The sequence below is a fragment of the Proteiniborus sp. DW1 genome, from assembly GCF_900095305.1.
In the GTDB taxonomy this organism is placed as follows: domain Bacteria; phylum Bacillota; class Clostridia; order Tissierellales; family Proteiniboraceae; genus Proteiniborus.
Genome location: NZ_FMDO01000007.1, coordinates 148221 through 169432, shown reverse-complemented (window position 1 = coordinate 169432; position 21212 = coordinate 148221). Strand labels below are relative to the sequence as shown.

19 protein-coding genes are annotated in these 21212 nt (G+C 33.3%); 4 read left to right on the top strand and 15 right to left on the bottom strand.

Annotated elements, in window-relative coordinates; genetic code table 11:
- Positions 1 to 592: 592 nt before the first annotated feature.
- Genes DW1_RS02105 through DW1_RS02070 form a run of 8 tightly spaced genes read right to left on the bottom strand, consistent with a single transcriptional unit; the run spans position 593 to position 7863 of the window.
- On the bottom strand, positions 593 to 1219 hold the full coding sequence (locus DW1_RS02105) for a hypothetical protein (protein ID WP_074348982.1): 627 nt from the start codon (positions 1217 to 1219) through the stop codon (positions 593 to 595).
- A complete protein-coding gene (locus tag DW1_RS02100; RefSeq protein WP_074348981.1) occupies positions 1182 to 2348 on the bottom strand; it encodes an ABC transporter permease in 1167 nt (388 codons plus the stop codon). Before DW1_RS02100 ends, DW1_RS02105 begins: the two co-directional genes overlap by 38 nt.
- Positions 2330 to 3208 (bottom strand): ABC transporter ATP-binding protein, encoded by an 879-nt coding sequence (locus DW1_RS02095; protein ID WP_074348980.1) that lies wholly within the window; start codon positions 3206 to 3208, stop codon positions 2330 to 2332. The genes DW1_RS02100 and DW1_RS02095 overlap by 19 nt, the downstream gene beginning before the upstream one ends.
- The gene (locus DW1_RS02090) at positions 3198 to 3503 is read right to left on the bottom strand and encodes a hypothetical protein (RefSeq protein ID WP_074348979.1); all 306 of its coding nucleotides are present in this window, start codon (positions 3501 to 3503) and stop codon (positions 3198 to 3200) included. The genes DW1_RS02095 and DW1_RS02090 overlap by 11 nt, the downstream gene beginning before the upstream one ends.
- A 19-nt stretch (positions 3504 to 3522) precedes the next feature.
- A complete protein-coding gene (locus tag DW1_RS02085; RefSeq protein ID WP_074348978.1) occupies positions 3523 to 4035 on the bottom strand; it encodes an RNA polymerase sigma factor in 513 nt (170 codons plus the stop codon).
- 52 nt (positions 4036 to 4087) lie between these two features.
- Positions 4088 to 4831 (bottom strand): hypothetical protein, encoded by a 744-nt coding sequence (locus DW1_RS02080; RefSeq protein WP_074348977.1) that lies wholly within the window; start codon positions 4829 to 4831, stop codon positions 4088 to 4090.
- Positions 4824 to 6983 carry a M1 family aminopeptidase gene (locus DW1_RS02075; protein WP_074348976.1) on the bottom strand — a complete coding sequence of 720 codons (2160 nt, stop codon included), beginning with the start codon at positions 6981 to 6983 and terminating at the stop codon, positions 4824 to 4826. The genes DW1_RS02080 and DW1_RS02075 overlap by 8 nt, the downstream gene beginning before the upstream one ends.
- The gene (locus tag DW1_RS02070) at positions 6970 to 7863 is read right to left on the bottom strand and encodes an ABC transporter ATP-binding protein (RefSeq protein WP_074348975.1); all 894 of its coding nucleotides are present in this window, start codon (positions 7861 to 7863) and stop codon (positions 6970 to 6972) included. The genes DW1_RS02075 and DW1_RS02070 overlap by 14 nt, the downstream gene beginning before the upstream one ends.
- A 572-nt stretch (positions 7864 to 8435) precedes the next feature.
- On the opposite strand from DW1_RS02070, the gene DW1_RS02065 reads away from it, so the two are divergent.
- The 4 genes from DW1_RS02065 (at position 8436) to DW1_RS02050 (ending at position 12956) form a co-directional block, all read left to right on the top strand.
- Positions 8436 to 9290, top strand: a complete 855-nt coding sequence (locus DW1_RS02065; protein ID WP_074348974.1) for an FAD binding domain-containing protein — start codon at positions 8436 to 8438, stop codon at positions 9288 to 9290.
- 1 nt (position 9291) lies between these two features.
- Positions 9292 to 9822, top strand: coding sequence for a (2Fe-2S)-binding protein (locus DW1_RS02060; protein WP_083605473.1), 531 nt, complete (start codon positions 9292 to 9294; stop codon positions 9820 to 9822).
- Positions 9822 to 12182: a xanthine dehydrogenase family protein molybdopterin-binding subunit gene (locus tag DW1_RS02055; protein WP_074348973.1), complete on the top strand. Its 2361-nt coding sequence runs from the start codon at positions 9822 to 9824 to the stop codon at positions 12180 to 12182. The genes DW1_RS02060 and DW1_RS02055 overlap by 1 nt, the downstream gene beginning before the upstream one ends.
- 99 nt (positions 12183 to 12281) lie before the next feature.
- On the top strand, positions 12282 to 12956 hold the full coding sequence (locus tag DW1_RS02050) for a nucleotidyltransferase family protein (RefSeq protein WP_074348972.1): 675 nt from the start codon (positions 12282 to 12284) through the stop codon (positions 12954 to 12956).
- A 65-nt stretch (positions 12957 to 13021) separates the two neighbouring features.
- Here the strand turns inward: DW1_RS02050 and pfkB are convergent, their stop codons facing one another.
- Genes pfkB through DW1_RS02015 form a run of 7 tightly spaced genes read right to left on the bottom strand, consistent with a single transcriptional unit; the run spans position 13022 to position 21172 of the window.
- Complete coding sequence (gene pfkB / locus DW1_RS02045; RefSeq protein ID WP_074348971.1) at positions 13022 to 13954, bottom strand: 1-phosphofructokinase; 933 nt, start codon at positions 13952 to 13954, stop codon at positions 13022 to 13024.
- A 6-nt stretch (positions 13955 to 13960) separates the two neighbouring features.
- The gene (gene gatY, locus DW1_RS02040) at positions 13961 to 14815 is read right to left on the bottom strand and encodes a tagatose-bisphosphate aldolase subunit GatY (protein WP_074348970.1); all 855 of its coding nucleotides are present in this window, start codon (positions 14813 to 14815) and stop codon (positions 13961 to 13963) included.
- A gap of 5 nt (positions 14816 to 14820) precedes the next feature.
- Positions 14821 to 15498: an MtnX-like HAD-IB family phosphatase gene (locus DW1_RS02035; RefSeq protein WP_074348969.1), complete on the bottom strand. Its 678-nt coding sequence runs from the start codon at positions 15496 to 15498 to the stop codon at positions 14821 to 14823.
- Positions 15499 to 15517: 19 nt separating this feature from the next.
- Complete coding sequence (gene ugpC, locus DW1_RS02030; protein WP_074348968.1) at positions 15518 to 16612, bottom strand: ABC transporter ATP-binding protein; 1095 nt, start codon at positions 16610 to 16612, stop codon at positions 15518 to 15520.
- 58 nt (positions 16613 to 16670) lie between these two features.
- Positions 16671 to 18527, bottom strand: a complete 1857-nt coding sequence (locus tag DW1_RS02025; RefSeq protein ID WP_074348967.1) for a BadF/BadG/BcrA/BcrD ATPase family protein — start codon at positions 18525 to 18527, stop codon at positions 16671 to 16673.
- A 30-nt stretch (positions 18528 to 18557) separates the two neighbouring features.
- Positions 18558 to 19391 carry a carbohydrate ABC transporter permease gene (locus DW1_RS02020; protein ID WP_074348966.1) on the bottom strand — a complete coding sequence of 278 codons (834 nt, stop codon included), beginning with the start codon at positions 19389 to 19391 and terminating at the stop codon, positions 18558 to 18560.
- 23 nt (positions 19392 to 19414) lie between these two features.
- Positions 19415 to 21172 carry an extracellular solute-binding protein gene (locus tag DW1_RS02015; protein WP_074348965.1) on the bottom strand — a complete coding sequence of 586 codons (1758 nt, stop codon included), beginning with the start codon at positions 21170 to 21172 and terminating at the stop codon, positions 19415 to 19417.
- Between the last annotated feature and the right edge of the window lie 40 nt (positions 21173 to 21212).

Sequence of the window (21212 nt, the reverse complement as noted above, 5' to 3'; positions counted from 1 at the left end):
TCATCATGACTATAGGTTTCACCGTTATCATATAGACTGAAAAAGTCAGCGTTTACTGTAATCTACAGTATTGATTATATTTAAGAAGCTTATGACAAATAGCATTACTACTATGGTATTTATAAATATTAGCTGATTTGTGGTGAACACCTTTATCTGCTGCCTTTCATTACTTAAGTTTAAACCTGTCGCTCCTTGTGTTCTTTTAATAATTTTTAAAATCTGATATAAAAGGTATGTCCTTTCCTTTATATGTTCATGTAGATTTCATACCAACGTAAATAGAAGACTTAATAAAAATTATGGTTAACTTTTCCATTTAGCTAACTATTTGTTATTATACTTCACCTGAGAAACCTTGTCAACTTTTGTAATTATCCAACTTTGCAACAGAATTCGACATAAGATTTGCATAACTTATTTGTTTGTCAAATCGAAAAAGGCCAGTCAGGCTAATAACTTTTTACCCAAACTGGCTCGGCTCTTAATCCTCACACTATTCTATTATACATTCAACCACTGTTACATCAAAAAAACTTATAAAATATTATCATAAAACGTGGTAAATGATTCAAGCCTGACTTAAATCCATCTATACCCGTCTTTTTATCACTATCAAGACCAATAGCACAAGGACTATGGCTATAAAAAATAGCCTTATTTTACTCACATAGTTTCCTATAGTCATTCCAAATAGATAGTAGTCTTTTGTATATTTACCTTTTGAAAACATTTCGAAAAAATAGTATAAAAACGGTGTCAAGGTTCCAACAGATACTTCATTAGTTATATATCCTGAAACCATTCCAATCATGCCTAGAAAGAAAGAGGTGACAAAGCTTCCTAACAGAATATTGACTAAGTTAAAATCCACTCGAAAAATCTTCAATGGAACAAATGCTATGGATAATATCACAAATAACTGAACTGAAATAATTATTATCCTATATAAAATATTCCTCCAATATGGATATACTCTTGAATAAACCATTTCACTGACCCTATATTCTCGTTCATACAATGATGCCCTAACAAACATAATTATTCCAAGAGGAGAAAAAAGTTGGTCTCCAATAAAAGTCAATGTATCTTCCGATAACCTGCTTTTATTAATCATCAAATAGATAGCTCCTATATACACTAAAGCTAAAACCATAACCTTAAACGACACTATTTTTATATTATTGTAAAACACCTTTTTTTCTAAAGCTAAATCCATTATTTATGTCCCCTCTCTTTCTATCCCATAGTTTAATAGCTAAAAGCAATAACCCTACGGAAAACACAGTAATCAATATTCTATTTAAGTTTATATTGGCAATGAAGGGCTTAAGCTCTGAGTAAGGGACGATTCTATTAAACCTTATATAATATTTTAAAGGCTGAACCTCTGTAGAAACTAATGGAGTCATGCTATACCTCCAATAGAAAAACTGAACTATAATAGGTACTATTCCATTATTAAATATAAGCTGAAGCACATAGCTTAGAGATGTTACAAACATAATAGTAGGAAAAATCCATAATATTGAATATTTAAAAAATGCTAAATAGGAAATAGAATCTCCTGTTATCTTTGAAAAGTGATGAAATACCCATGTTGCATGGCCTGCTGTTAAAAGGACTATAAAGGCTGTTACTAGTATATCTCCCAAATATTTGCCCAATATGTACTTATATGATGAGATCTCAGTTGTATATATGAGTTCACTTACACTGTATCTTTTATCCTTAACGAGAGTAAAAGCAGTCACAAATACAGTAAAAAATCCTATACTAATTCCTATATAGTCTGCAAAAAGCCTTGCATAAGCATTAGTTATCTTATCTTCCTCTAGTATTGAATTATATTTTTTCATATCATCATTATAGGTTCTATTACGGATAATATGGTAAAAGCCACTTTCTTCGTTATACACTGTGTTTCCACCTAGAGCTTTATCTATTTTTTCTACAAAAGCTTCGTATTGGTAACTATATTCAAATATTGTATTTTCCATCTCTATTATTGCTGAAGCTAAAAACTGCCTTTGCTCTTCATTTAACTTTTCATAAGACCTATTTATTCCTTTAATCTTCAAGGTCTCTCCTGAGGCATAATCAGATTTCATAGTCTCATACGTAAATTTTATAAAATCTTCTAAGGTAACTCCTGGAGTGTATTCGTATCCTTCACCAGAATCATCGGTACTGAAATCAGCTCTAGGAGGAATAGGCTTGATACCATCTCTATTGATGTCTCCTATAAACTGAGTGTAGTAGAATAGAAATAAAGATATTAACAAAATCAATATACTTAAGCTTTTGAACTTTTCTTTTATTTCATTTCTTAGAATTCTGGTAAACATCCTGTCTGCGCCTCCTTTATAAGGATCATATAAGCATCTTCTAGAGTAGGATAAACGCCTGATGCATTTATAGAAGGCTTTTCCTTTGACAACAATCTCAAATAAACTTTATCTCCATCTACTACGGTTGAGATAACGTTATATTTATCCATATATTCTTCATGCTCTCCAAAACCTACAGTTAAGCTCCATACATATCCTTCTGCATTCTTTACTACATCTTTTACTGTACCGTTATATACAAGCTTTCCTTTGTTAAGAACAGATAGACTTTTACAACTTAAAGCAATATCTTCAACAATATGGGTAGACAGTAGCACAGTTTTTGTCTTTCCAAGCTGAGACAGCATATTTCTTACTCTAATTCTTTCCTCTGGGTCAAGACCTGCCGTAGGCTCATCTACTATTAATACCTCTGGTTCTCCTACCATAGCTACTGCAATTCCAAGCCTTCTTTTCATTCCTCCAGAAAGGGTCTTTGTCTTTACCTTCCATAACTCCTGCAGATTTACCATTTCTAACCTATCTAATATTTCTTTCTTGCTTAATTTTATATTTGAAAGAGAAGCAAAGTAATCTAAAGTTTCATAAACTGTAAAACCTGGGTAAAATGAAAATTCTTGAGGAAGATATCCTATTATTTTTCTTATTTCTCTTTTGTCTTCTACACTTATTCCATCGTAGCAAACTTCCCCAGATGTTTTAGGTAACAGTGTAGATAGTATCCTAATAAAGGTTGTCTTACCCGCCCCATTAGGTCCCAAAAGACCATGCATTCCTTCTTCAAATGTAAGATTTATTTTATCTAAAGCTCTAAAAGAACCATAGTCTTTTGTCAATTCTCTAACCTCAATTTTCAAAATAAATCCTCCTTTTAGCTAAAATAAAGCTCAGATACTCAAAAAACTGAACTCCAATTAAAAATGCTGGTATACACATAACTAGCCATTCCATACTGAATCCAAGTATAAAATATAGTATTAAACTCATAAAGCCCAAGCATCCAAACACCAAGCAGGATAACTTTATCTCCATTTTTCTTAAAATCTTCTTGTTTTCCTCTGCCTTTTCTAGCTGGTATCTGTCATATTCCTGTACCCTAACCTTTTTCCATATTTCATCTAGATATTGACGAGTATTCTCACCAGATTCCATAGATTAACCTCCAATCAATTTATTTTTCAGCATATGAGGCTTTTAATTCTTTTCTTGCTCTAAAAATAGTAATCTTCACCTTTGCTAAACTCATATCCAGTACCTCTGCAATCTCTTTATATGTCATTTGCTGAAATGCATACAAATAAAGTACATTTTTTTGATTTTCATCTAATTTGTTAAAGCTTCTTATGAATTTCTGTTTCTTTTCTCTGTCTATAATAATTTCTTCCGGAGAAATAGTGGAAGCAGCTTCATAATCCTTAAAAGCTCTTTTATTGTTCTTTCTAATATAATCAACAGATTTATTATGTATAATTGAAAACAGATAAGACTTTAAAGTACTATAGCTTTTCAACCTATCTCTGTATACATAAAATGTAGCGAAGCTATCCTGCACAATATCTTCTGCTATATAATAATCCTTAAGTATATTCCATGCAAAATTAACAGCTTCTTTTCTGTACTTTACCACAAACTCTTCAAATGTACTTTCATCCCCATCTCTTAATAGTTGTAGCTGTTCATCCACTCTTTCACCCCCTGTACCTTTATATGTTCTAATAGTATAGAAATCAAACTGCCTATTCTTTTACAGTCTTCATACATGTAAATCCTAATAGAATAAGCCCTATAAGCATGAATATAAGTCTAGAACATATAAAGACACTTGATAACTCAAATGGTACAACCTGACTTTCTCTTCCTAGGAGCTCTGCATAGGTACGTATTTTGAAATAATGTGCACCAAAAATATCTAGCCACCTTGGAAGAATATCTAGTGTATCTATAGTACCTAATAAAAATGTAATAGGAATCAAGCCATATAAGAATTTTATATTGATTTTTCCTAAAGCCATACTAAGTCCCAAGATAAATACAAAACTAGGAATAAGAAACCATAATATAAGCTTTACATAACTAGTAAAGCCAACATAATTAAATAAGACTTTATAGTATATAAAACTCATAATTATAGGTACTAGTCCTATCAATACAAAGGCAATGACTATAGTAAAAATTTTCAGCATGTAATATCTAGCTTGAGAAATTGGTGTAGAGAATATTATCTTTCTAGCTCTTAGCTCCTTTTCGTTAAATATATTAGTCATCATAAATATAATAACACTTATTACTAAGGGTGAAACTAATTGAATAAAAAATGTATAGGTCCATTCTGAAAATGGAGCAGTGCCATAGTATCCTCCTGTCACTAATCTAGTTAGTGAATCATAGGTTAAGCCTATAGTTAGAAGAATCATGTAAAAGTACTTTTTCGATAAAATAATCCTCCTAATTTCATATCTAAGCAAGGTAATATTAGTCAACTTTCAAAACCTCCTCTGAAAGACTCATCTCTTTTAAGAATTCATCATATGTTAAATCCTTCAACAAATGATTTCTATATACACTTCTTAATCTCTTTAAAAATTCTTCTTCCCCTATAGCTTCTTCTCCCCTTAATAGCTTTATAGGCATTAAATAGTATAGCTCACTCTGGAGCTTTTCCATCTCTAATGATTCTCGATATTTCTCATTCACCTTATCTAGCATTTCAGTGTTATTTATATAGTAGTAATTTTTCAACTCTCTTACACGACTCTCCCACCTGCTTAAGAACAGCTGAGATTCCATATCTCCAAATTCATCCTGTATATACTTGTATGAAGTATATTGGGCTAGCCCCTCGCTAGACCATGGACTACTCTCTACTACATTGACCCCTGTACCCCACCATTGATGTGCCATCTCATGGGCTATAACACTTATATCTTGTATAAAAGTATCTTTCTTAATATATTGAGTGCCATCATCATCTATTATTGAATACATGCTTTCATCACGATTTAGCATGTTTTCAGAAATAGTTATAACATTCTCTGAAGAATGCCCTCCTCGTTTATATAAGGCAACCTCTACAATCTTTAGGGGGTATACCTCAGAATAATACTCCCCAATGTTTTCAGTATAATATTTCATGATATCCTTTATATACTCCTCTATCCTCATAGCTTTCACATACTTTTCATGTCTAGGGGAATAGTAAAATTCTACATCCATGTTTCCAAAGTCTATCTGGGCTTTATTATATTTTCCTGCAAATGCTCCAATATCTGCTGTGTGAGATTCATACTCGAACATCCACTTTTTCATTTTCTCTTTTGTTTCAGTACCAGTGAGTACACCTGGCACCACCATTGTCAAATATTCTGGTGCAATATAGTATCCTGAAATTCTTATAGAATCCTCATTTTTGACTAAAGGTCTAAAAATCCAATTAGAGTTTTCAAGCAAATAAATGCTGTCTTTAGAAATATATCCTGGCATACCTCTGCCTACACTATTTTTATGGGTTTTAATTTTTCCTTCATAAGAAATTGTTATTTCTATTATTTTTTCATTTGGTATAGGTATCTCAATGATATTTCCTTTCTTAACTGTATACTCTATTTCATTTCCGTTTACATTTATGGAATTAATTTTCAGTCCTTCATTAGTATTGAACTTAATGTGAGTAGCCCCTTTATTTGCGAAACCATATGTAACTTCACCCTTCATTTCCCCTTTTTCATTATTGAAAATAACCCTAGGGCTAAGACTAGCTAGAAAAATATCTTCATCAATGACAACCTCAAAACTTCTAGATAAATCCATAGTATAAGGCTCTTTCACATAAGCAAAACCACTTCCTAACAATGCAACAACTAATACTAGTATTAGGCCTTTGTTTTTCATATTTATTGAAAATGAGTCTAGTAAATTAAGCTCATACCTTCTTTTAAATAGTAACCCTAGACAGAATATTGATATGCAAATTAAGAGCCATAGTAGCCTATTATAAAGAATTGTATTTCCTACAGGCTGGATGCCTACAAAGTCAGAAATAATATCAATATTGGACTGCACCCAAGTAAATAGATAGTTATTTGAGGTTAGGCTCTTAATGAAAATTATTCCTAAGGTTATAAAACTAATGTCTAAGCTATCTGTCAAAAGATATAGACCAGTTATTAGTAGTGTAGAAATCAAAAGTGATGGAAAAAATAATGCAAAATAATTAAATAAATAACATGAAATATCAATAGATAATTCAAACAAAAATATTTGTATAGTCATAACAACTACCATTCCAAGTAATGTAACTAACAGCTCACAAGAGACTATAGATAAAATACGAATTATTACTAATTTATAATAGCTTTGACTGGACTCTACGATAGCTTTACTTCTTTTTCTTTTATCTTTGTCTAAGGTCATTACAGTAAACAAGCCAAAAAGCATAGAGCATATTGAAGCTCCAAACTTAGCAGAACCAAAAGAAACAGTTGAAGATGCTCTTCTTATATAGAACAAATCAAAGTCATTAGACATATTTACTGAGTTGATGCCTATAGTCATAGCAATGCAAGCTACAATAATCAAAAGCATGGTCGATTTAGATTTAAGCATAAATTTAATTTCATTTTTAAGCAAGGACATATTCATCAGCCTCCAACATACAGTAAATATATGCATCCTCCAGTGTTGGAACTACTTCTTCAAAGTATGGAGACAGGTTTTCTGATACAACTCTATATTTAGTACCATTAGGAGTTATAACTGTAGATGTAATCTTAAACTCTCCCTGTAGTTCTTTTTCAAGAAACTTTTCCTTATCAGCATTCCCTATCTCTATAGCTCCCACATGACCTATAGCTTTTCTAACTAATTCACTAGGCTCTCCTGTGAAGAGTATTCTTCCTTTATTTATAACAATAATTAAGTTGCATATAGACTCTACATCTTCGATAATATGAGTAGATAATATAACTATTTTATTAATTGAGTCTTCAGAAAAAAGGTTTCTAAATTTAATTCTCTCCTCAGGGTCAAGCCCTACAGTTGGTTCATCAACTATAAGCAATTCAGGATTATTAAGCATTGCTTGAGCAATTCCAACTCTTTGCTTTTGTCCTCCTGAAAGTGTTTTTATCTTAAGCTTTCTCATTCCTTTTAAATTAGCCATTCCTAATACTCTTTCTATTTCATCCTTCTTATTTTGCTTTATTCCTTTCAGGGCAGCTATATACTCTAAATACTCTTCTACTTTTAATTCTTCATATAAACCAAAATCCTGAGGTAAATATCCTAGCCTTTCTTTTAAATACTTTTCTCTTTTACTCAGTGAAACTCCATCTACGATTACATCTCCTTCTGTAGCCATAAGCTGGCCCACTAAAATTTTCATAAGCGTACTTTTACCAGCCCCATTTGGGCCTACAAGTCCTATCATGGCTGGTGTACTAATGGTTAAGTTAATATTATCTAAAGCCTTTATATTTTTATAATTCTTACTTAGGTTTTGAATTTTTATTTCCATTTTATCTCCTCCCATAGTTATTCGAATAAAAGAAGAAAAAGTTACAAATAAAATGAAAAAAAGACGAATCTTTTAGATACGAAGATTTGCCTTTCAGCTTTTATTCAAATCAATTTTCATTATCTCTTAAATGGTTAGGAGTAATTGTTTCTAATTTCTTGACTTTTTAAAATAGGTGGATATATACTCTATTTTTGCTTATTTCATATCCTTTTAGTAAAATACTACACAAGTATTAGCTTTATTTTGTCAAGTATTCACATGTTAGATTTTCAGTTAATTTAATATAATTTAATAAAGGTTAATGCCAAAATTTGTATAGGTAAATTCTATATTTAAACTTTTCATAATAGATAATTTTTATATCAAGAGTTCTACAGGTGTTTCAAAATTTAATTGAAGTCAATTTATATCAAAATAATCAGAGCTATCAATCTATCATTTTCTTATCTTACTTATTTTCTTTATCTCATTATCAACCATCATAATAAGTAAAGCCTTATTTTGTTTCAATCAATTTTGTATACAAATTCATTCATTTGCAATGAATATATAAAATAAGGAGGTTAGCTATGCTAAGTAAATTTGATTACTTTAAACCACAAACTCTAGATGAAGCTTTGGCTTACTTAGAAAGTAATCCAGGTACTAGGATTTTTGCAGGTGGCACAGATTTAATGATAGTTCTACGTCGTAATATGGAAATGATTGAACACATCCTAGATATTAAGGGTATACCTGAACTAAAACATATTAGCTATGAAGCAGGTAAGGGTCTTTTCATCGGTGCAGCTGTTACTGTTAACGAGGTTTGCTTCTCAGATATAATCCGTGAAAAGTATCCAGCCCTAGGACAAGCAGCTGATACCGTTGCTTCTTATCAGTTAAGAAACCGTGCCACACTTGTAGGCAATATCTGTAATGCTTCTCCTGGTGCAGATTTATCCTCTCCACTTCTAGTATATAACGCCAAAGTACATATTGCAGGACCTGATGGAGAGCGTATTGTAGATATTGACAAGTTCTTTACAGGTGTAAAGAAAACGATTCTTCAAAGTAATGAAATAGTAACAGGAGTATCTCTTCCAGATGTTGAACCTGAAGATAAGAGTGTCTACAATAAACAAGCTCGAATCAAAGGTCATGATTTAGGAATAGCCGGAGTATCAGTTCGCATCACTTCTAATAAGGAAGTTTATATTGCTATGTCAGCAGTAGCACCTACTCCTATAAGACTTACTAAACTTGAAGAAGCTCTTGCAACAAAAGATTTAACTCCTGAAACAGCTAATTGGCTAAGTAAAGAAGTAAGAAATCATATACGCCCAATTTCAGATGTTCGTTCTTCAGCAGAATACCGCCTACACATATCTGGTATCCTTGCTAAAAAAGGACTTTTACAACTTATTGAAAAGGGGGTTAATTAATATGTGTGATAAGCATAATGGAAATTGCTTTGAATATGTGGATTCAGGTATGCCACGTGTACCATTAAGTTGTATAGTAAATGGTGAAAAAATCAACACTACTGTAGACCCTACAATGACCTTATTGCAGTTTTTAACTACTGGACTTAAACTCTTCGGTACTAAAGAAGGTTGCGGAGAAGGTGAGTGTGGAGCATGTACCATTATAATGAATGGTAAAACAGTAAACTCCTGCATAGTTTTGGCAGTAGAAGCAGAAGGTGCTGATATACTTACAGTAGAAGGTCTTGGCAAAGGCAATGAACTTTCTATTCTCCAACAAGAATTTATTCGTCATGACGCACTACAATGTGGCTTCTGTACACCTGGTATGTTAATGTCAGCTCGTGAGCTACTTGATAGAAACCCAGATCCAAGTGAAGAAGAAATCAAGGAAGCTCTTGCAGGTAACTTCTGTCGTTGTACTGGATATTTTCCAATTATTGAAGCAGTTAAAGCAGCTGCTAAAAGGGAAAGAGAGGAGTTGAAATGATGAGTAATAAGCAATTTACACATATCGGTGAACGTTATGATAGAAAAGAAGCTAAGGAAAAAGTAACGGGTCAAGCTACATATGTACATGATATGGAACTACCAGGAATGCTCTATGCAAAATGTTTACATTCTCCTTATGCTCATGCGGAAATCCTTTCCATAGATACATCTGCTGCAAAGGCTCTTCCAGGAGTTAAAGCAGTTGTTACAGGGGAAGAAGCTCCATATTCAGTAGGTATTTATATGGTAGACAAAGACATAATTGCTAGAAAAAAAGTAAGATATCAAGGTGAAATTGTTGCAGCTGTAGTAGCTGTTGATGAAAGAACAGCAGAAGAAGCAGTTGGACTTATTAAGGTTGAATATAAGGAATTACCAGCTGTACACACTATAGACGATGCCTTGGAAGGTAAGGTGTTAGTTCACGAAGACCTTCACACCTACGAACATATGAAGGGTGTTTTCTTCCCACAAGCTCATACTAATATAGCAAGCTGGAATAGGACCCTAAAAGGTGATGTAAAAAAAGGCTTCGAAGAAGCAGATCATATAATAGAAAATGAGCTTTCTGTACCCGCAGTGGCTCACGTTCCAATGGAAACACACGTGGTTATAGCTCAAGCAGACCCGTATTCAGATAAGGTTAAGATTTGGTCCTCAGCACAATCTCCTTTTGCCTGCCGTCAATTATTAGCTAAATCTCTAGGAATTAAAAAGAGTGATGTTCAAGTAATTGTTCCATATATAGGTGGAGGCTTTGGTGGGAAAGCTGGTATCCATCTTGAACCACTAGTTACTGTATTATCTAGGGCAGCTAATGGTCGTCCAGTTAAACTAAAAGCTACTCGTGAAGAAGAGTTTAACCTATTGCCTACTCGTGCAGGCATGAGAACTAGAGTTAAAACTGGTGTTAAGAAAGATGGTAAAATCACTGCTATTGAAGTTTATCATGATTGGGATAGTGGCGCTTATGCAGACTACGCAGTAAATGTCGGGAAAACAGCTGTTTACTCTGGTGCAGGTCCTTACGCAATTCCTAACGTAGAGCTACATTCTCGTACATTATATACAAACAAGGTATTTAGTACAGCATATCGTGGTTTTGGTCACTTAGAAACCCATTGGGCAATAGAAAGACATATGGACATGATAGCAGAAGAAATAGGGATGGATCCATATGAATTTAGAGCAAAGAATTTACTCCGCACTGGTGAAACTACTATAAGTGGAGAATTAATGTATGACACTACTGGAAGTCCACAAGCTTGCTTAGATGCGGTTATTAAGGAAATAGGCTGGACAGGACGTAAAACAGAAGAAGAACGTCAAGCCCAAATGAAAACTGGTAAGGTTCGTGGCAAAGGATTTGCAATGCTTGCTAAAGCACCAGCTATGCCTAGCTATACATCTACTGCTGCTATTATGCAAATGGACGAGGATGCCCATGTTAAGGTTATGATAGGTGCTGTGGATATGGGTCAAGGAGCTAATACTATTATGGCTCAAGTAGCTGCTGAAGAACTACGTATACCTATAGAAAACGTTGAGGTTGTGTGGAATGTTGATACTGATAAACATCCTTATGACTGGAATACAGTTGCTTCTAAATACACAGTAATGGGTGGCAATGCTGTTAGAAAAGCTGCAAGAAATATGGTTACTCAAATGAAAGAAATAGCCGCTCAAGCATTGAGATGTCACCCAGATGAACTTGAACATGGGGATGGATATATATATCATGTACATCATACTCACAGACGTGTTGCTTATACAGATTTATCAATGGGGTATGTTTATGAAAATGGTAATGGTATAGGCGGACCATTAATATCACATGGAGTTTACATGGCAAGCGGATTAACAAATCCACATCCTGAAACAGGTCAAGGTAGACCAGGTCTTGTATGGACATTCGGAGCACATGGGGTTGAGCTAGAAGTAGATATTGAAACAGGAGAAATTCACATATTAAAAGTTGCTTCTGCATTTGACATTGGAAAATGTATCAATAAAAAATTAGTTGATGGTCAAGTGTTAGGAGGAGTTGTTCAAGGAATAGGTTCTGCAATAATTGAAGGATATAAATTCAGCCCAGATGGGAGACTATTAAATCCTTCATTCACAGATAATAAAATACCTACAGCTAAAGATATTCCAGATGAAATTGTTCCGATCTATATAGAAGACCCTAAGTCAGCTCAGGCAGATGGACCTTATGGTGCACGTGGTATTGGTGAACATCCTATGATTTCTATACCGTCAGCAATAGGAAATGCTCTTTATGATGCTCTTGGAATTGACTTCCGTAGACTACCATTATCTCCTGAAAATGTGGCATTAGCTATAGCAAATAAATAGATAATTAAATTAAAAGAGCTTCAAGTACCTCAGGTAGATATAATTCTGCCTGAGGTCTTGTATAATTCCTCAGCTAAGTTTAAGTTGGAGGTAATTTAAATGAATGAAACTCTATTGGAAAGTAAAGCCTTAAAAAAGGACTTAGCAGCCATACTATTAGCAGCTGGTTATTCATCAAGAATAAAGAACTTCAAGCCATTATTGCCTTTAGGAAATTCTACAGTTATAGAAAATTCTATAGATAGCTTTTTAAATGCTGGCATTGAAAATGTTATTGTGGTAGTTGGATTTCAGGCAAATAAACTAATTCCTGCATTAGAAAATAAAGGTGTAAAATGGGTATTTAATGAGAAGTTTTCTGAAGGTATGTATTCATCAGTCGTGGAAGGTGTAAGTTCAATTCCTCCACATGTAAAGGGCTTTTTTTTATTACCTGCTGATATGCCATTAATAAGGAAAGAAACTATTGACATACTTATAGAAGGCTATAACCATAGCAGAAAGAGAATTGTCTATCCGTCTTTCTCAAAAAGACGCGGCCATCCTCCCCTTATAGCTTCTTCCTTAATCCCAGAAATCATTAATTATGATGGCACAGGAGGACTTAAAGCTTTGTTGAGAAAATATGAGGAGCAGGCTTATTATGTCGATGTAGATGATGAAGGAATACTTTTAGATATTGATACTTATGAGGATTATTTAAATATATGTGAGAGATTTGAGAACTTAAATCAAAAGATTACTGTGACAAGAAAACAGGTTATTGACATATGAAAGGATGGTTTTAAACCATCCTCATATGTTCAATCTTGTTTCTAATGTGAAGCCTTCCTCCAAAGTTATAGGATAACCTTTTCAATAATTATCTCGTTCATAAGTTTATTAACTTTATTTATATCTACTTTTCCTGTTTCTTCTTCCATGGCATTAGCTGTACCACAGGCTGCTGCTAGTCTTAGCATGTCTTCAAAATCATAATTTCTCTTAATAGATACTGCAAATCCTCCTATCATTGAATCTCCTGAACCTACTGGATTTATTGCATTAATCTTAGGAGTTTTGACTCTATACATATAGTTGTCATTAAATACTAGAGAACCTTCTTCGCCTAGGGATACAGCGACTATACTGATACCTTTATTTATTATAGACTTTGCAGCTTTGATTATATCATTTTCTGAGCAAATAGATTTCCCTATAAGGCTCTCTAATTCTTCCCTATTAGGCTTTATTAAGTAGGGCTTAGCTTCTATACCTTGTTTCAAGGCTTCTCCACTGGTATCTAATATAAACTTTTTTCCCTGTTTATTAGCTAACTGGATTAGAACTTTATAGGTATCTAAACTTAGTCCTCTTGGTAAGCTTCCTGAAGCACATACAAGGTCAGTATCTACAATGAGCTTTTCATATAAACATACAAATCTTTCCATATCTTCCTGCAATATCAATGGTCCTGGTTCCAATATTTCTGTTTGACTACCATCATCTGATAGTATGGCTATACAGCTTCTTGTTTCTCCCTTAATAGAAATAAAATCACTAGTTATGTTCATTTCATCTAGCTTTTCTTTTATGAAGCTACCTGCTCTCCCTCCTAAAAAACCTGTAGCAACTACTGGTTCATCAAGAGCCTTTATTACCTTTGATACATTTATTCCCTTACCTCCAGGAGTATATTGAAAATCATCGGTTCTAAAAATCTTTCCCTTTTCAAACCCCTTAGTACTATATCTTCTGTCAATAGAAGGGTTTAAAGTGATAGTAAGAAGCATAACCTCCTACCCCCTGTTCATGCTATTACAAACTCGTATTTTTTCTATTACAACCTTTTTTAGTGCTTCTTTTGCAGGTATTAAGTAATGCCTAGGGTCACTTGCATTAGGATTTTTTTCAAAAAACTCCTTAATGGCATCAGCAAAAGGCATTTTTAGTTCTGTTGCAATGTTAACCTTACAAATTCCGCATTCGATTGCCTTAATTACACTCTCTGCTGGAACTCCTGAAGCTCCATGTAATACTAGGGGTACATTAACTAGGCTATTTATTTTTTTTAACCTTTCAAAATCTAGTTTTGGCTCAGCTTTATAGACTCCATGAGAAGTTCCTATGGCAACTGCTAATGAATCAATTTTGGTTTTTTCCACAAAGTCTAAAGCAGTATAAGGGTCTGTAAGCACACTATCGCTTTCTTTGATATCTCTTTCATCTTCTTGTCCAGACACTAGACCAAGTTCAGCTTCTACACTTACACTGTAATTATGAGCAAATCCTACGACCTCCCTTGTTATCAGAAGATTTTCCTCATAGTCCTTTAATGAAGCATCTATCATCACTGACTTATATCCTGCTTCTATGCATTTTTTTAATATATCAACATCTGAACAATGATCTAAATGGAGTGAAATTGGTATATTGTATCTTTTAGCTCCTACTTTAGCCATAGCAACTAGATAATCCGCCCCAGCATAGCTAACAGTTCCTGGTGTAGTAGCTATTATGACTGGTGATTTTAATTCATTGGCTACTTCCAATACTCCCTGCATAGTCTCTAAATTATGAATATTAAAGGCAGGAACAGCATATCTTCTTTTTTTTGCATCTGATAGCATTTCTTTTGTTGAAACAATATCCATTTTATCTACCTCACTAATATTAAATTACTAATATCATTAAAATCCGTCCATGGTATATGCTCTATATTATTTACTTTACAATACTCTAGTAGAGAGTTTTTGGCAAATACAATATCTGCTACCTCAGCTACACACCTATCTGTAGTCCCATCTCCTATAAATACTACTGTATCGTACATTTCTTTGTATCTTCTATAATGTCTAGCCTTACAATTCCCGCAAGGATCAGATTTAGAACAATCTATATATGGGTTATCTCCGTCATAAAATTCGACGTTCATTTGATTTTCACTAAACACAATTCGGTTTGCATATACTTCTATTTCATTGATTCCATGATTTCTTAGAAATGGAAGTATTCCATTTTCTATTCCTCCACTTATTATTGAAATAGGTATATTATTAGACCTTAAGCTATTGTAAAACTCTATAAATCCTTCTGTTATTTCGAAGTTATTTAGTATGAAATCAAGATATTCTTTTTCAGTCATGTTTATTTCAAAGAAAATCTTTTTAAAAAAGTCTAGAGAGTTCAGTTTTCTATTTTCGTACTTTTTTTCTATGCTTCTGGTTTTTTCATTGCCATATCTCTCAATTAATAAATCGTTAGTATCCTGTCTTGTAATAGTTCCGTCAAAATCCACTAGAACAGCAATTTTGCCTAAATCTTTTATATTAATCATTTATTTCTCCTTTGAAACATTATATAGCTAATTCACTATCTTTATCAAATAGGTACAATTTTTCATCACTTAGATATAGTCTCACCTTGTCCCCTTTTTCCACATGGTGGTCTGAATTTATTCTAGCTATTATAGGCTCACCTTCTGTAGCAAGGTATAAATATTTTTCTGAACCAAGCATTTCTAAAAAGTCTACTACACCATCTAGGTGAATATCAGTTATATTTTCCTTATAATACATATGTTCTGGTCTAATTCCCAACAAGATTTCTTTACCTAAATATCCGCCCTCTAGCAACCTATCAGCTTTCTCCTTTGATAATTTAATTGTCCCATTTGATAGCTTTAGTAAAACTTCTTCTCCTCCCTTAATGACTAAAGCATCTAAAAAGTTCATCTTTGGGCTTCCTATAAATCCAGCTACAAAGACATTTGCAGGTTTTGAGTAGACATTTTGTGGCGTATCTACCTGCTGAACTACACCGTCCTTCATAATTACAATTCTATCGCCCATAGTCATGGCTTCAGTCTGGTCATGGGTAACATAAATAAAGGTAGTTTGTAGCTTCTTATGTAGTTTAGTTATTTCTGCTCTAGTCTGCACTCTTAGCTTGGCATCTAGATTTGATAATGGCTCATCCATTAGGAATACCTTTGGATTTCTTACTATAGCTCTACCTAGAGCAACTCTTTGTTTTTGACCTCCAGAAAGAGCTTTTGGTTTTCTATGAAGAAATTCTTCTAGTCCTAATATTTTTGCTGCTTCCTTAACCTTTACATCTATTTCTTCCTTTTTGTACTTTCTAACTTTAAGTCCAAAAGCCATATTGTCATATACAGTCATATGAGGGTAAAGGGCATAGTTCTGAAAAACCATAGCTATATCCCTATCCTTAGGATGTACATCATTTACTAGCTCATCATCTATATATAGCTCACCTTTTGAAATATCCTCTAAACCTGCTACCATCCTTAGTGTAGTTGATTTCCCACAGCCAGAGGGGCCTACTAGAACTATAAATTCCTTATCCTTAATTTCTAAATTAAAATCCTTTACAGCAATAACGTCACCTTGATATATCTTATATATATTCTTAAATACTAAACCAGCCATCAAGATTCTCCCTTCATATATGAGTTTATTTTAACTCATTCAATGATTAGTTGATTCCTTATTTTGCTTGTTCTGTTATGAGATTTTCAATGATATCAGCATTTTGTTTTCCTAATTTTATAGTTAAGGCATATAATGCAGCTCCAAACACTGGCTTCAATATAGGAGTGATTAACTCAATGGGTTTGCTTTCTTTTTTCAGTAAAATTTTTAATGAATCTAATATATATTTTCCCGCATTGAACACTCCTCCAGAGTAGGACACTAGTATCCTTTCTTCATTTTTAAAATCTAGCTTTTCAATTAAGGAGTGTATAGTCGAATAATGTTCATAAGCTGCTTGTATATAAGCCTCTAATGCAAATTCATCATTAACTTTGGCTGCCCTATATAATAACTTGGCAAGCTGTGCAACCTTATCTCTTTTCATTTCCATTTTATTGACAACAATATCTAATAGGTCAAAATCACTTTTTATATTGAATTCTGATGAGACAATGTCATATAAGGGTGTTTTCTTTAACCTTCCATCGGATTGTTTAGAAAATGTCTCTATTACTTTTTTTCCTAACCAGTATGCAGAACCCTCATCACCACAGAAGGGACCCCATCCACTTGACCTAGCCATATTTCCCTTAGGATCAATCCCATATCCTATAGCACCTGTACCAGCCACAATATTTATTCCAGCTTTACATCCTAGAGACCCAGCCCAGGCTACTACAGCATCATTTACACATCTAAATGTGTTCTTTCCTAAAATCCTTTTAACCGTCTCATCGATAATATGAACATCCTTTTCTATCTCTCCATATCCTGGAATTCCTATAACAGAAAAGTCTATTTCAGATATTGATATCCTTGACTGCCTACAGACTTCTTCTATTCCTTCACTTATTACTTGTTCAAATTTGTCTAAAGATGTTTGTTTGTAATGGCAGGTAGGCTTTACAGCATGTCCAAGAAGTTTTCCCATAACCTTATTTGTAAATGCAGATAAGTTAAAAGTAGCTGTTACATTGTTAGCAAATTCTAAAATAGTGCTTTGATGGTCTACTACATTATTATCACATTCATAGACACATCTACCGTAAGGTCCTTCTGCTACTGCTTTTTTCACTTCTTCAATAGTTTGTATCTCACATATTGCAGTAGTTGGCCATCTCCCAACATTGTTATAATATAATTGAACTGCTGAGTAAGGACATTGGTTTTCTATTTGACAGTTTACACACCTATCTCCAGCATTTTCAGGCTTACTTTCTTTTTTGAAATAGCTTAGTTCGCCAAATGAAGCAATTTTGGTGCAGTCAGCACCTACTAACCATAATAGTATATCCATATCATGACAGGATTTTTGTAGCATTAGGGGACTTGATAAATCTGAATTTCTCCAATTCCCTCTTACAAAACTATGACCAAAGTGGAAGTATCCTATGTTTTCATTATGTTGTATAGACATTATATCTCCAATTTCTCCACTATCAATTATAGACTTAATAGTACTAAAGAAAGGCGTATATCTAAGTACATGGCATATCATAAAGACTTTATCATTCTTTTCTGCTAGCTTTCCTAGTTCCATTACCTCTTTTGGATCATTTGACATAGGTTTTTCTAAAAGAATGTGATAATTTTTTTCTAATGCAAGCTTGGCAGGTTCGAAGTGAACTCTATCTGGAGTAGCTATGATTACTGCATCACAGAACTTTTCTTTTTCAAAAAATTCTTCCCATGATTCAAATTGATATTCTGGTTTTATATTATGTTTTTCTGAAAACTCTTTTCTCTTTATTTCATTTGGTTCTGCTACTGCTACAAATTCTATATGTTCAGGGTGAATAAGTGCATAGTTACCATATACATCTTTACCACGCTGTCCAGCTCCGATTAATCCAACTTTTATTTTTGACATTTTTCATCCTCCTAAATCAATAAAAATATATTAACCCTTTGTTCCAGTAAAGGCCATTCCTTCTACGAACTGTTTTTGGAATATTAAGAATACAACTATCATTGGCCATATAGCTAGTACTGTTCCAGCCATCATTACAGGATAATTTGTAGAGTGCTGCCCCTGTAATGAAGCAAGACCTGCTGATAGGGTCATCTTATCTATAGATGTGTTTACAATTAAAGGCCACATTAATGAATTCCAACAGTATAAAATTGTGCTTATTGCCAATGCAGTTAAAGCAGGTTTAACTAGGGGAATCATTACCTTCCACAATATTTGAAAACGATTATATCCATCTAATACTGCTGCTTCTTCTAGTTCTTTTGGAATACTTATGAAAAACTGCCTCATTAAATAAGTACCAAAAGCACTAAATAAACTAGGAAGTATCAGGGCAGATATTGTATTTAGTAATCCAAGTTTTTTAATTATCATAAATTGAGGAATAATAAATATTTGACCTGGTACCATAAGTACAGATAGAATAAGAACAAATATAAAGTTTTTCCCTGGAAAATCTATTCTGGCAAAGGCATATCCTGCCATAGAGCAAAATACTAGTTGTCCTATAGTAGTGACTAGAGTATATACTATAGTGTTATAATAGAATTTAGCATAGGGTAACGTATCTATTGCTTCTTTGTAATTACCCCACTGAGGTACAGATGGAAAAATTTCAGGAGGAATCTGTGTTGATTCTCCTAATGTTTTAAGTGATGTGAGTATCATCCAAATAAATGGAATCACAGTTGTAATTACTCCTATTATTAAAACTAAATGGATTAGTATTTTTTTGTCTTTTTTTAAACCTAATTCATTCATTTTCAACTCTCCTAACCTGTCCATTAATAATCAGTAAACTTCTTCTGTAATTTAAGTTGAATTATTGTAATAATGAGTATTATTACAAATAACAATATGGATATGGCTGATGCATAGCCTTTATCTAGGTATTCAAATGCATTCTTATAAAATAGATATACAATGGACATAGTACTATTTATTGCAAGCCCTGTCTTACTAATCATCATGAATATAATATCAAACATTTGAAAAGCACTAATTAGTGAAGTAATTGAAACAAAAAATATTGTTGGTGATAATAGTGGTAAAGTTATTGTAAAAAACTGCCTAATAGGGCCAGCACCATCAATAGTAGAAGCTTCATAATAGGACTTTGAAATACCTTGAAGACCCGCTAAAAAGTAGATAATTTTCATACCAAGAGAACTCCATATACCAACTATTATCAATGCTGCCATTGCATATTTGGGATCTGCTATCCAAGCATGTCCTTCTAGACCAAGTTTGTTTAAAAGCTGATTAATTAGACCGTATTGTCCGTTATAGAGCCATTTCCACATAGTAGCAATTGCAGCTGGCATAGTTATAGCTGGCAAAAAAAACAATATTTGCTTAATATATTTAATCTCAACATCATTCCATTTTGGTGTATTCTTTGATACCGGATACATTATTGAATAATCTAATTCATCAATATAAGCTTGTAGATTTAGGTTAGGATAAGCTTCTTTCCATGTATCTAAAACATCCGTACGTGCTGGTATAACAACTCCTGACTTAGCCCATATTTCATTTGCTTCTTTACCAGCAAGATACTTTACAAATTCCCAAGCTTCTTTAGGATGTTTTGTATTGGCAGAGATGGCATTAGTTAATCCGTGTATTATTGCAGCTCGTTCTTTAATCAAAGGCATAACTGTTAAATCAACGTGGTCTTTTATTGTTTCATTACTCATAAATGTAGGTACATTCCATGAAGCTGCATAAACCATAGCTAATCTTTCAGCACAAAACATGTCAATTTCATATGTATCTGCCATTTCTTCTAGAGTAGGTGATACACCTTCTTTAATAAGGTCTACCCAGATTTGTGTTCCCGCTACTGCTTCAGGAGAATCATATCCTGATTTTGTCCTATCATCTGAAATTATAAATCCACCTGCTTGTGGTATAGTATTGTACAGTCCTTCCTGTGTATCAGGTCTTGCAGCGATACCGTATATTCCTTTTTCTTTATCAGTTAGTTTTCTTGCAGCTTCTACCATATCATCAAATGTCCAACTCTCATTTGGATATTCTACACCTTTTTCATCAAATATCTTTTTATTATACCAAAGTGCTGTTAAATCCCAGTCTTTTGGTATCCCATATAGTTTTCCATCTACTGTATAGAGATCAATCAATCCTTGAGGATATAGACTTAAGTCTATATTATCTTCTTTTACCTTGTCATCAATAGGCATCAATATGCCATTAGATGCATACTTAACTATGTTTGGTCCATTTATCCAGAAAATATCTGGGAGAACCTCACCAGTAGCAGCTGCTTCTAACTTTGTCCAATATTGCCCATATGGTGTTAATTGAATGTCAATTTTAATATTTGGGCTTTGTGCTTCAAATGTGTCAGCTATTTGTCTTAATACCGGTTCTTGATTCTTGTCCCACAATCCAAAAGTTAAAGTCACATTGTCACTATTAGCTGATGTTTTGTCACTTGTTCCACTACCGCATCCAACAAGTGTTATGCTTAACATAATCGCACATAGGAAAATACTTAGCATTTTTTTACTTTTCATAAAACATCCTCCTTAATAGATAATTTTAGTTTTTTTGTTT